At 33.9% G+C, this 13021-nt stretch carries 15 protein-coding genes; all 15 read left to right on the forward strand.

What is annotated here, in order from left to right; genetic code table 11:
* The coding region (gene serB, locus QZV68_RS08985; protein WP_296880676.1) for a phosphoserine phosphatase SerB at window positions 1–1612 on the forward strand (1612 nt) is incomplete at its 5' end.
* Between the two features lie 353 nt (window positions 1613–1965).
* Window positions 1966–4116, forward strand: coding sequence for a DNA topoisomerase I (gene topA / locus QZV68_RS08990; RefSeq protein ID WP_296880677.1), 2151 nt, complete (start codon window positions 1966–1968; stop codon window positions 4114–4116).
* Between the two features lie 192 nt (window positions 4117–4308).
* A complete protein-coding gene (locus tag QZV68_RS08995; RefSeq protein WP_296880678.1) occupies window positions 4309–7011 on the forward strand; it encodes an STT3 domain-containing protein in 2703 nt (900 codons plus the stop codon).
* A gap of 49 nt (window positions 7012–7060) precedes the next feature.
* Window positions 7061–8155 (forward strand): GTP-binding protein, encoded by a 1095-nt coding sequence (locus tag QZV68_RS09000; RefSeq protein WP_296880679.1) that lies wholly within the window; start codon window positions 7061–7063, stop codon window positions 8153–8155.
* A gap of 22 nt (window positions 8156–8177) precedes the next feature.
* Complete coding sequence (locus tag QZV68_RS09005) at window positions 8178–8723, forward strand: adenylate kinase family protein (protein WP_296880680.1); 546 nt, start codon at window positions 8178–8180, stop codon at window positions 8721–8723.
* Between the two features lie 212 nt (window positions 8724–8935).
* Window positions 8936–9301 (forward strand): ribonuclease P protein component 4, encoded by a 366-nt coding sequence (locus tag QZV68_RS09010; protein ID WP_296880681.1) that lies wholly within the window; start codon window positions 8936–8938, stop codon window positions 9299–9301.
* On the forward strand, window positions 9270–9527 hold the full coding sequence (locus QZV68_RS09015; protein ID WP_292605745.1) for a YhbY family RNA-binding protein: 258 nt from the start codon (window positions 9270–9272) through the stop codon (window positions 9525–9527). The genes QZV68_RS09010 and QZV68_RS09015 overlap by 32 nt, the downstream gene beginning before the upstream one ends.
* Window positions 9528–9623: 96 nt before the next feature.
* Window positions 9624–10061 (forward strand): 30S ribosomal protein S19e, encoded by a 438-nt coding sequence (locus QZV68_RS09020; protein ID WP_296880682.1) that lies wholly within the window; start codon window positions 9624–9626, stop codon window positions 10059–10061.
* Window positions 10062–10082: 21 nt separating this feature from the next.
* Window positions 10083–10448: a DNA-binding protein gene (locus QZV68_RS09025; RefSeq protein ID WP_296880683.1), complete on the forward strand. Its 366-nt coding sequence runs from the start codon at window positions 10083–10085 to the stop codon at window positions 10446–10448.
* Between the two features lie 5 nt (window positions 10449–10453).
* Window positions 10454–11038, forward strand: a complete 585-nt coding sequence (locus QZV68_RS09030; protein WP_296880684.1) for a hypothetical protein — start codon at window positions 10454–10456, stop codon at window positions 11036–11038.
* Window positions 11039–11058: 20 nt separating this feature from the next.
* Complete coding sequence (rpl39e, locus tag QZV68_RS09035) at window positions 11059–11199, forward strand: 50S ribosomal protein L39e (protein WP_296880685.1); 141 nt, start codon at window positions 11059–11061, stop codon at window positions 11197–11199.
* A 12-nt stretch (window positions 11200–11211) separates the two neighbouring features.
* Window positions 11212–11457: a 50S ribosomal protein L31e gene (locus QZV68_RS09040; protein ID WP_292605753.1), complete on the forward strand. Its 246-nt coding sequence runs from the start codon at window positions 11212–11214 to the stop codon at window positions 11455–11457.
* Between the two features lie 45 nt (window positions 11458–11502).
* On the forward strand, window positions 11503–12174 hold the full coding sequence (locus tag QZV68_RS09045) for a translation initiation factor IF-6 (RefSeq protein WP_296880686.1): 672 nt from the start codon (window positions 11503–11505) through the stop codon (window positions 12172–12174).
* A 24-nt stretch (window positions 12175–12198) separates the two neighbouring features.
* On the forward strand, window positions 12199–12423 hold the full coding sequence (rpl18a, locus tag QZV68_RS09050) for a 50S ribosomal protein L18Ae (RefSeq protein WP_296880687.1): 225 nt from the start codon (window positions 12199–12201) through the stop codon (window positions 12421–12423).
* Window positions 12424–12442: 19 nt separating this feature from the next.
* Window positions 12443–12877 (forward strand): prefoldin subunit alpha, encoded by a 435-nt coding sequence (gene pfdA, locus QZV68_RS09055; protein ID WP_296880688.1) that lies wholly within the window; start codon window positions 12443–12445, stop codon window positions 12875–12877.
* Window positions 12878–13021: the final 144 nt, after the last annotated feature.

Below are 13021 nucleotides of genomic sequence, written 5' to 3' on the forward strand. Positions count from 1 at the left end.
AAATGTTGAAGATGAAATAGCTGAAATTACTGAAAAGGCTATGCAAGGTGAAATAGACTTTGAAACTTCTATTAAAGACAGAGTTAAACTTCTTGAAGGCACTTCAATTGAAGAAATTGAAAAACTTGCTGATGAACTTCCGTTAATGGCTGGAGCTGAAGAAACCATCAACGCTTTGAAAGAAAAAGATTTAGATGTAGTTATCATTAGTGGTAGTTTTGATGTAGTGGCTGAAAAAGTTAAGGATAAACTTGGCGTTGACGAAGTTTACACCAATAGTTTCTCAGTCGAAGATGGTAAATTAACTGGTGAAGTGACTGGTCCTTTAGTATCAGGATCCAAATTGGATGTATTAAAAGATCATGTCGAAAAAGCAGGAATTGCATTAGATAATGTAGTTGCTGTTGGAGATGGCGCTAATGACATTTCCATGATTGAATCAGCAGGATGCGGAATTGCATTCAATGCAAAAGATTCCGTAAAAGAAATTGCTGATGTTGTAGTAGAAGAAAAAGACTTAACAAAAGTCTCTGAAGAAATTCTTAATCAATTAACCACTGATGATGCTGAAACTGAAACTGTAGAAGAAGAAGCTCAAGAAGCTGAAGAAGAAGTAGTTGAAAAAGCTGCTGAAGAAGAAGCTCAAGAAGCTGAAGAAGAAGTAGTTGAAGAAGCTGCTGAAGAAGAAGCTCAAGAAGCTGAAGAAGAAGCTGCTGAAGAGCCTGAAGAAGAAAAATCTAAAAAATCTAATAAAGGTCTTCCTGAATCCAATTTTGTTCTTGCTGACACTATGGAAGGTGTAAGAAAACAGAAAGATGAAAAAGAAGCTGAAATTGCTAAAGTTGCTGAAGAAAGGGAAGAATTCAACAGGATAGCTAAAGAACAACGTAAAATTAGAGATGAATTAAATGCATCTTTAAAAGAAAACTTAAACAAAGCTATCGAATACAGAAACGAGCGTAATGAAATCAACAAAGCTGTTGAAGCTGCTAAAAAAGCTCGTAACGAGGCTAATAATAAAATTAAAAATCTCGAATGGTCTTCAGGTAAACGCGATAAAATCAAAATAGAAAATGAAATCAAAAAGATTGATAAAATCATTGAAACTCGCGTTTTAGACATTAAAAAAGAAAATCAGCTTGTTAAAAATGCAAATGATTTAAGAAAACAATTAATGGAAATTCATGAAGATGAATCCGTTAAAACTGAAGCTCAAGAGCTCAAAAAAGTATCTGAAGAAGAGCACGAAAAAGTTATTGAACTTTCTGAAAAAGCTCAAGCAGCTCACGAAGAAATGCTCACTTACTTTAGAAAAACTGATGACATTAGAACTGCAGCTGACGAAGCTCACAAAAAATTCATCGAAGCTCGTAAAAACGCTTCAGCTAAACATGAAGAATTCAAAGCTATCTTAAGTGATATTCATGTTATCAACAAAAAATTAGGTTCCAACAAACCTAAACGCAGAAAATCTGATAACAAATCTTCCGGCGGAGCTAACAAAAACCGTGAAGAAAAAGAAAGAGCTGAAGAAATCTTTGAAAAATTCAAAAAAGGTGGAAAAGTATCTACCGAAGAGATTTTACTCTTACAAAAATACAATATAGGTTAAATTATTTAACCTACTTTTTTTACTTTTTTTAAGGTCATACTATGTGTGAAGAAAAAATTGAAACTTGTTTTATATGTGGCAAGAAATTTGACATGAACAAAGCTGATCTTGCATATTACAGAAATGGTCAATTTCCAATTTGTGATTTTTGCGCGGATTTTTATCGTTTTTATAATGAAGATATTCCAACTAAAAAGGAATAATTATATATTTTAATATTTTTCTCAGATTACTATTTTTAATTTCAGAATTGTCATCTTTTTTTTAGAATATTTTTTCACATCACAATAGTAATGTTTTTATATTAAAAATTTCATTAAAATAATTTATAAAAATTGAAGTGGAAGAGAATTATGCATGAAGTAATTATTTGCGAAAAACCTAGTTCTGCCGAAAAGATTGCTAAAGCACTTTCCCCTAGTGCAAAAAAGAAAGTATATAATAAGAAAGTTAAATATTGGGAATTAACTAGAGATTCAAAGGATATTACTGTTGTGTCTGGCGTTGGACATCTGTATTCTTTAGTGCCGGACAAGGCAAGATATAAGATTTCTTTTGATTTGCATTGGGCTCCTTCACATGAAGTAAACAAAAGCAGTGCTTTTACAAAAAGCTATCTTCAGGCTATTAAAAAATTTGGAAAGAATGCGGATTCTTATATTCATGCTTGCGATTATGATGTTGAAGGAACTTTAATTGGTTATAATGCTTTGAAATATGCTTGCGGTGAGGATTCACTGAAAAAGGCATCTAGAATGAAGTTTTCCACATTGACAAAAAAGGATATTATCGAAGCATATGAGAATAGAATTGACATTGACATGCATCAGGTCGATAACGGTATTGCTCGCCATATCCTGGATTATTATTTCGGAATGAATATTTCAATAGCTCTTTCAGATTCAGTGCGCAAAACCAAACACAGATTTTTAAAATTGTCTGTAGGGAGAGTTCAAACTCCAACCTTGTCAATCTTGGTAAATCGTGAAAAGGAAATCCGTGAATTTGTCCCGGAACCTTATTGGGTTATCAGAGCCATTTTGGATTTTGAAGATATTGAAATAAAGCATACTGCCGGAAACATATTCGACAGGCAACTGGCTCAGGAAATATTCAACAAATGCGAAGGAAAAGATGCATTGGTTGATAAAATTGAATTTTCTAACTCTAAAACCCGTCCTCCTGTTCCATTTAATTTAAGTGGGCTTCAGGCTGAAGCTTATAGCGTCTTTGGTTTTTCACCAAAAAGGACACAGATCGCTGCTCAAAATCTCTATAGTGCAGGTTATACTTCTTATCCACGTACTTCTTCTCAAAAACTGCCTGAAAGTTTAGGTTTCGATTCAATATTTGAACAATTGGCCGCAAATCCGGAGTTCAAAAAGCACATCGACAAGTTGCCGTCCAAATTAAAACCGAACAACGGTAAGAAAGAGGATGCAGCTCACCCTCCAATTCACCCAACCGGAATATTGCCGTCCAAATTGAATAAGGATGAGCAAAAAATATATGATTTGATTGTTTATAGGTTTATTGCAGTATTTTTCGATGCTGCTAAATTTGAAACCATGAAAACAACCCTTGACATTGAAGGAGAGAAATTCAAGTTTTCAAGAAGAAGAGTTACCTATAAAGGATGGATGGAACATTATCCATTCAAAAAAATTGATGATGAAAAATTCCCTGATGTTAAGGAAGGGGACATGATGAGTGTCAAGGAGCTTATTTCAGATGAAAAAGAAACCAAGCCTCCTGCTCGTTACAACCAGGCTTCACTGATTAAGGAACTTGAAAAGAAAAACCTCGGAACCAAGGCTACCCGTGCGGATATTATTGACAAGCTGTACGATAGGAAATATATAGAAGGAAGCAAAATTGAAGTTAATTCCTTGGGCGAGCATTTAATCGATACATTAAATACATATTGTAATAACCTAACCAGTGAAAAATTAACCCGCTCTCTGGAAATCAAGCTTGAGGATATCAATACCAATAAAACCACTAAAGAGAGTGTGGTCGATGAAGGGGAAAATGAAGTTAAAGAAATTTTAGGCGACATTAATAATAATGTTAATGGTATCGGTTCTAAACTTTATGAAGCATATCAGGCAAGCAACATTGTCGGGGAGTGTAGCTGTGGAGGAAAACTGGTCAAAAGATCCGGTCGTTACGGCAATTTTGTAGGATGCACCAACTATCCTGACTGTAATGTTACATATTCACTTCCAAGAAACGCATCTGTCATTAAAAAGACTTGCGAAAAATGTGGTCTTCCTATGATTGCAGCTGGAAAAGGAAGAAATCGTCAGGAAATGTGTCTTGATCCTAATTGTGGAAAGGATACTACAAAAAAACATGATCCTGAAGTTGTGGGTAAATGTCCTAAATGTGGAAAGGACCTTTTAAAGCGTTCCGGTCGTTTCGGTGATTTTGTTGGCTGCAAGGGATTTCCGAAGTGCAAGTTCACATGTTCTGTTGATGAACTTGAAAGTAAATTAAATTAAATTTCCCTTTTTCATATTTTTAAAACAATAGATAATATTTAATAATAGTAAATTAAATATATAATATTCAATAAAAATATTTTTTCATATCATGTTTTAATATTTTTATTTATTTCTTATAATTTTAGTTAAATTTATTAAAATTCTGTAATTTATGGAATTAAAAAAGAATGAGATGAATAGAGGATTTCTATGAATAAACAAACAATTTTAACAATAAGCAAATCAATAGTCATTATTTTGATTTTGTTAGCTGTTGTTTTCGCATTAAAAGCTCCTGCTGCTGATTTGCCTAGTATGGGCGATGATATTAAAGCAAGCTATGTTGATTCATCCGGTCTTCCTTATTTCAGTGAAATGGATTCATATTATAACTTAAGGTTGACAGAGAATTTTGCAAATCATGGTCATGTGGGAGATAAAATAATAAATGGTAGTGCATGGGATATGCACAGGTATGCTCCTGATGGAGATGAGATTAATTATGAGTTGGGTATCGTATATATTACGAACTGGTTGCACGATGTAGGAAACAGCTTCTTTGGTGCTAATCATTCACTTAGGGAAGTTGCATTTTGGACCGGGGCGATAATTTCCACACTTGCCGTTATTCCGGCGTTTATATTTGCAAGAAGGATCTCAAATGATTGGGGTGCAATTGTTGCAACATTAATTATTGTTCTTGCTCCGAATTACTTCTCACACACATTCCCTGGATTTTTCGATACAGATATGTTCTATTACATATTTCCGCTGTTCTTTATTTTCTTCTTTATAGAATGTATACGGACAGACAATATTATTCTTAAGGTAATTTATGCGTTAATTTCTATTGCATCAATAGGGTTATTCTCACAATCCTGGACAGGTTACATATTTTACATAGGTTTGATGGGAATATTCTCAGTTGTGTACTTGATTGTATGCTACTTCTTTAATATTGGAGATAACAAAAGCAATTATCAAAGCAAATTATCGTGGTTTATCCATCAAGATGCATTGAAGTCAATTTTAATCTTAGGTATAGTAGGATTTGTAGGACTCGCTGTTTTCAAAGGATTTAATGGCGTATTCGGAATATTCGGAAGTTTAACAGGTTTATTAAGCTTGCAATCCGCATCTAGGGTTGTTGGTGGTTTCCCTAATGTACTTATTTCTGTTGCAGAGATGCAAATACCTTCCATGCTCGGTGGCGGAATGAATTCAATGTTTTTAGCTAATACCAATGGTTTCATTAACGGTATTGGTGGTATTGCAGTATTCTTCTCCGCTTTGATTGTATTATATATCTTAGTTTCAAGATCCTGGAAATTCAGGACTTCTCAAAAATCTGTTAAAGTATCAGGTAAACCACAAAAAGGAGATAGATTAGCAGCTTCTAAAAAATTAGATGAAGGCCGTAAATTTAAATTTGATTTAACAGATTTAAAATTCGGTGGTTCCGATCAAATCTTATCTGATAAAGGTTTGACTATACTCTATGCTACTTTATTCGTGGTTTGGGTTGTAATTACAGCACTTGCGGTAACTAGAGGTTCAAGGTTCATTACAACAATCGTATTGCCATTCGGATTATTAGCAGGTTTATTTGTAAGTTATGCAACCGATTATATTAAAAACAGATTAAACAATGATAAGTGGTTAGTTGTTATAGCTTTATTCTGCGGATTTTTAGCTGCAGTTCCATTATCAACTATTAATTTAACTTATGGTCTGGCTGCATTTGCAGTAATAGCTGCAGCCGGTTTGATTACTGTTTATGGTATTAAACCAGATGCTTCAGTAAAAGTTCCAATTAAGAAATACGTTGTTGTAGCGGCTATTTTGATTGCGCTTGTAACACCAACAATTTGTGGTGCTTATCAAACTTCCACAAACGTAGTTCCTGGTACCAGTGACCCAATGTGGAATTCAATGCAGTGGATTAATGAAACTCAACCTGAAAATACTGTTATCACATCATGGTGGGACTTCGGTTACCTCTTTGAGATTGCTGCCGATAAACAGGTAACATTCGACGGAGGTTCTCAGACAGGAAGTCGTGCTTTCTGGCTGGGTCAGGCTATGAGTACGGACAATCTGAACTTGTCCGCAGGTATATTTAGAATGCTGGATACAACAGGTGAAAGAGCAACTACAATGTTGGTTAATATTACTGGAGATACTGGTAAATCCGTTGATATATTACTTGACATATTGCCACAATCATCCAGTGATGCTCAAAAGACTTTGGTAGATAAATACAAGCTGACTCCAAATCAGGCTGCTGATGTTGTTAACTTAACACATCCTGCTAATCCACGCCCAGTAATATTTGTTGCATCTTCAGATATGCTTGTAAAAGCTGGTTGGTGGAGTTACTTCGGTAACTGGAACTTTGAAAACCAATCTTCTGAAAACTTCAATTACATGGTGCCTACCGGTACTATTAAAGTTAATCCTGGTCAAACAGGTAGTTACTGTTTGATGAATGAATCCGGTATGGCTGTAAATGCAGTTATTCAAAGAGGATCCGGTAACAATTCAACTACTGCACATGTTGATTCTGTATATGCTAACAATGGTGAACCAATCAAGATTAACGATACTGAATACAATCCGTATAATGCTTCAAACATTATTGTGATTGAAGACGGACAGCTCATGAAAAACGAATCTATTAAGGGCGGTGAAAAGGGCAACTTCACTATTTTCTTAATGGCTAATGGTAATGAATACACTCCGTTCCTGATTCATAATAAACTTGCAAACTCAATGTTTACTAGACTTTACCTTTTAGGTGGAGCCGGTCAGGACGTATTCACTAACGTACACAATGAGCCTGGTGTAATGTTGTATAAAGTAAACTTCGATGGTTCTGGATCAACTAGTGAAAATTCAACATCTACCAATTAGATTAGGATTTTCCTAATCTTTCTTTTTTTATTTTTTTTATGGTGATTTAATGGGGATAGAAGATAAGATAAAAGATATTGAAGAAGAAATTCAAAAGACACCATATAATAAAGCTACTTCACACCATATCGGTAAACTCAAAGCAAAACTTTCAAAATTGAAAGAAGAATCATTACAAAGGAGTAGTGGTGGTTCTAAAGGACAAGGTTTTCATGTTAAAAAATCTGGAGACGCTACTGTTGTTTTGGTCGGATTTCCTTCTGTTGGTAAGTCCACTCTCCTGAATAACATTACCAATGCAGAAAGTAAAGTCGGAGCTTATCAATTCACAACTTTGGACATTGTTCCGGGTGTAATGGAACACAAAAACGCCAAAATCCAAGTTTTTGATATTCCTGGAATTATTACTGGTGCAAGTAGTGGTAAAGGAAGAGGAAAAGAAATTCTATCCGTTGCAAGAACAGCTGATTTGATATTGGTAGTATTGGACACTTTAAATCCACAGCATATTGATGTTATTGTAAAAGAATTGAGAGCAATTGGAATCAGACCAAATGAACAGCCACCTGATGTCACTGTCAAAAGAAAAAAATTGGGTGGTGTAAAAGTATCATCCACTTGTCCATTGTCCCATTTGGATGAAAAGACAATAAGGTCAATCCTCAACGAATACGGCTATATTAATGCAGATGTGCTCTTTAGGGATGATATAACAATGGATCAGTTCATTGATGTTCTTGATAGAAATAAATCATATGTTCCAATGTTGGTTTTATTGAATAAGGTGGATTTGGTTGATGAAGCTTATATTGAAGAGTTAAAAAAATACATTCCCGAATTTATTCCAATTTCCGCTGATAAAAACACTAACATAGAAGAATTAAAGGATATCATATTTGATAATCTTGATTTGGTTCGTGTATATCTAAAGCCACAAGGACGAAAAGCGGACATGGAAGATCCTTTGGTTATTAAAAAAGGTTCTACAGTAATTGATGCATGCAGAAAATTACATAGGGAATTTGTTAAAAACTTTAGGCATGCTAAGGTTTGGGGAACCTCAGTTAAGTTCCCAGGTCAAAAAGTCGGTCCGGACCATGTGCTGGATGACGAAGATGTTTTAAGAATTATTTTAAAGAAATAATTCTTTTTTTTTATTGATTTTTATGTATAATACTATTTTTATAACTGGTACTCCCTGTACTGGTAAAACTACAGTTAGCGAACTTTTAGCCTCCAAATTAAATTGCAGATTGATTAAGATTAATGATTTGGCTATTGAAAATGACTTTGTTTTAGGAATTGATGATGAAAAAGGTTACAAGGTCATCGATATTCCTGCATTGAATGAGAAAGTTTCACAAATCATTTCCGATAATGACGGATTGATTATTTTTGAAGGGCATCTGGCACACTTATGCTCAGGCGCAGACAAGGTCATAGTTTTAAGAGTCAGACCTGAAATCTTGCTCTCCAGACTTGAAGGCCGTAATTATTCTGAATCTAAAATCAGAGAAAACCTTGAAGCTGAAGCGATGGGGGTATGTACAGGAGAAGCTTATGAGATTTATGGTGAAAGTATCTCTGAAATTGATGTAAGCGATTTATCAGTTGATGAAGTCGTTGACGAAATAGCGGGTATTGTTTCTGGCGAAAAAACTTTTTCTTTTGGTGAAATTGACTTTATGGATTGGCTAATTTCAAATCCATAATCCTATTATACTTTTTTATAAAACTTTTTTTTACATGTTGAAATCATTAAAAAATACATACATTTATTAATGGTGTTTTACATAATTATTCTTAATATTCATATTAACCTAAGGTTAGTTTTTAACTATGGTTTTTGTTTTAATTTGCGCAAATCATTTTAATTCAATTTTGAATATTATATCCTATTTTCATAATTATGAGGAGGATATTTTTGAGTAGAGGAAAAAGACCGAAATGGATGATTGATATAGCTATTGAAAGAATGAACATTCTTTTTAATCGTGCTGAGATGGAATTCATCACCCATCCTGAGCGCAGTAATCGTTATGTCGAACTTGCTTTAAAGCTATCCACAAAATACAATACTAAAGTTCCAGAGCAATGGAGAAAAAGATATTGTAAAAAATGTAAGAAATTCCTTTACCCTGGTCATAATTGCACCGTCCGGCTAATTAACTCAGAAGTTAATATTTTTTGTGGTGAATGTGGCCATGTTATGAAAATTCCTTATCACAAGGAAAAGAAACTTAAAAGGAGAGCTAAATATGAGTCAATCAAAAAAAGAAATGATGAATAGAGCTCTTTCCGCTATGACAATTAATATAGGTAAAGCGGGCGTTAATGACAATGTTATTGAAGAAATCAAACGCCAACTTGAAGCCAACGAAATTGTCAAACTTAAATTTGCAAAAAATATCGCTAGAGATAAAGATGATTACATCGACGAAATTGTCACAAAAACTAGAGCAAAGCTCATTGACGTTAGGGGACATGTTGCTGTAATCTACAAGAAAAAGCCTTAAACATTTTAAATTTAGAGTTACAGGCCCTATTTTTTTAGGTCTTAAATTTACAGTGGATTAAGCTACAATTATTTAATAAAATATTGGAGAATTAATATGACTACTGTATTTGATGTACCTGCAGATTTATTAATTGAAAAAGTCGCAGACGAATTTAAAAATAATGATAAAATCAATTCCCCTGCATGGTCCAATTTTGTTAAAACCGGTGTTCACAAAGAAAGAAAACCGGAAAGTGCTGATTGGTGGTATGTAAGAACTGCTTCTATCATCAGAAGAGTTTACATGGATGGTCCTGTAGGAGTTATGAGTTTAAGAACTTACTACGGCGGTAAAAAAGACCGTGGCGTACGTCCTGAAGTATTTAAGAAAGGTAGCGGTTCTATTATTAGACACGCACTTCACCAATTAGAAGACGCAGGATATGTAGAGAAAGTTGAAGGTGGAAGAGTTGTCAGTCCAGCAGGAAGATCATTCTTGGATAAAATTTCTGCTGAAATTATTAAAGATATTCCTGAACTTGAAAAATATTAATTATAATTCGGAGAGTTTGATATGAGCGATTTAGATGAAATTCGTCAAAAAAGAATGGCTGAATTACAAGCTCAACAAGCTGCTATGCAGAACCAGCAAATGCAGCAACAACAAGCTGCTGCTCAAGCACAACAGCAAGAAGCACAAAGGCAACAGTTCGAAGCTCAGAAAAAACAAATTTTGGGTCAAATTTTGACTCCTGAAGCTCGTACTAGATTGGGCAATCTCAGATTAACTAAGCCTGAAATGGTTGATCAAATTGAACTTCAATTAATTCAATCAGCTCAAGCAGGAAGTTTAAGAGGTAAAGTTACTGACGAGCAGTTAAAAGTTTTATTAAGACAAATTGCTGGTCAAAAAAGAGAAATCAAAATTACAAGGAAATAATATCGATGAAAGCTGGAGTACTATATAGTGGCGGTAAAGATTCATCTTTCATGGCTGTCATGCTTAAACGATTAGGTCTTGAAGTAGAATTGTGCACTGCTAACTTTGGTGTTTATAAATCATATATTCCGGCATCCAAATCAGCAAAATCATTAGGTTTTAATCACAGGGTCCTTGATTTGGACATGGGGCTGTTGGATAAGGCCTGCGATATGATAATGAATGACGGATTTCCAAATGATGGGATTAAATTCCTTCATGAAAATGTCATAGAGAAAATTGCTGAGGAATATGATATTATTGCTGATGGGACAAGACGTGATGACAGAACTCCAAAACTCAATATCAATCAAATAAGAAGTCTTGAGGATAGAAAAGATGTTCAATACATTAATCTGGACAGTTTTGGTCACAAGTCTGTTAAATTAATAACCTCAAATTTATTTGAAATTTCTCATGAGAAATCAAATAAGGATAACAGCTCGGATTATGAGGTCGAAATAAGGACTTTGATTGATGAGAAAGGAGGAAATTCATTAGATATATTCCCTGAACATTATCAAACTCGTGTTATTGGATATAAAAAATAATTATTATTACAGGTGAGAAAATGAGTAGAAATAAACCATTAGCTAAAAAATTAAGAATGGCAAAAGCAAACAAACAAAATAGGAGAATTCCAATCTGGGCTTATGCTAAAACTAACCGTAAACTTAGATACAGACCGAGAAGAAACAGTCTTAAATTATAATGAGGGGTTATTATGGAAAGAGTTTACACAATTCCACTTAGAAATGTGAAAAATGTTAAAAGGACTATCAGAGCTCCTAGAGCTATCAGAGAAGTTAAAAACTTTTTAACCAAACACATGAAAGCTGAAGATGTCAAAATTGATGAATCTATCAATCATGCTATTTGGGAAAGAGGTATCCAAAAAATACCTTCTAAAATTACTGTAAAAGCAGTTAAAGATGATGATGGTATTGTAACAGCTACTTTAGCAGAATAGCTATAGTAATTTTTACCATGCTATTGAGTGATGTGAGGTGACAATATGTTAAAAAGAGTAGATATTGTAGGAAATCCAAACGTAGGAGTCTTTATTGTAGCAACTGATGATTTAGCTATTGTTCCTTATACTCTTTTGGATGAAAAAGCAGAGATAATTAAGGAAGCATTGGACGTAAATGTTGTTAAATCTTCTATATCAGGTAGCAGTCTCATTGGATCTTTAGCTGTAGCTAATTCAAATGGTATCGTTGTTTCCCCACATGTGTTAGATAGAGAAATTGAACAATTTAAAAAGCTTGGTTTGAATGTTGCTACTCTTCCGGGCCAATACACCGCTGTAGGTAATATTATTGCAGCAAATGATAATGGTGCTATTGCAAGTCCGTTTTTGGAAGATGAAGCTATCCAAGTTGTTGAAGAGACTTTGGACGTTGATGTAAAATCCACTTCAATTGTTGGAAGTGACATTATCGGTTCTTTAATTAGCGTAACCAATAAAGGATTTTTAATGACTAATCAAGCTATTAATAGTGAAATTAATTTTGCTCAAGAAGTATTTGGTGTAGAAGGAGACATTGGTACTGTTGGAAAAGGAATTCCTTTAGTTGGCGCATGCATTATTTCAAATTCAAATGGTGCAATTGTGGCTAAAGACAGTACTGGTCCTGAAATGGCTAGAGTTGAAGAGGCATTAGGCTTTTTAGATGATTTTTAATTAATATATCATGAGGGATTTAATATGATAACAAAAATTTACAGAGTTAAAGGTACTTTTGTAATGGGCGATGAATATCATAAGTTTACCAAAGAATTCAAGGCTACTTGTGAAGCAGAAGTAGAAGAAAAAATCTACCAACGTTTCGGAAGTAAACATGGTATCAACAGGAACCAAATTTCTATTAAAGACATTGAAGAAATTGCTCCTGAAGATGTTTTAGACCCAATCGTTAAAGAAATTTTATAAATACATTTAAGGTGTAATCATGGAAGATCAGCAAAGATTAAACAATCTTCTTAATGAAATTAATGCATACAAGCAACAGGCTGATTTAATTCAACAACAAATTGAATTGATTCAAACTTCCATTGCTGAAGTGGATGCATTATCCAACACTTTAGATGACATCGAGGGAAAAGATTCTGTTGAAGCTTTCGTTCCTGTAGGTGCTGGTTCTTTCATTAAAGGAGAACTTAAAAGTACTGATGAAATTATTGTAAGTATTGGTGCAGGTCTTGCTGTCAAAAAGGATGCAGATGGTGCTCGTGAAATAATTGCTGGACAAAAAGAAGATTTAAAAGATAGCTTAGACAAAATGTTGGCTAACTTGCAACAATGCACAGACATTGTTGGAAATCTTCAAGCTCAAGCGGAACAAATCGCAGCAGCTGCTCAAGGCAACATGACCCAAACAGGTTAATACTTTTACAATTTTTTCTTTTTTCTATTTTTTTTTTAAAATTTTAGAGTGTCCGCCAAAATTGATTTTTGATTTTTCGTCGAAAAATTTTTTAGCCTAATATTTATTATTTTTCTTATTTTTTTGCAAATTTTCATTTATTTT

Source organism: uncultured Methanobrevibacter sp., assembly GCF_902801725.1.
Taxonomy (GTDB): Archaea; Methanobacteriota; Methanobacteria; order Methanobacteriales; family Methanobacteriaceae; genus Methanocatella.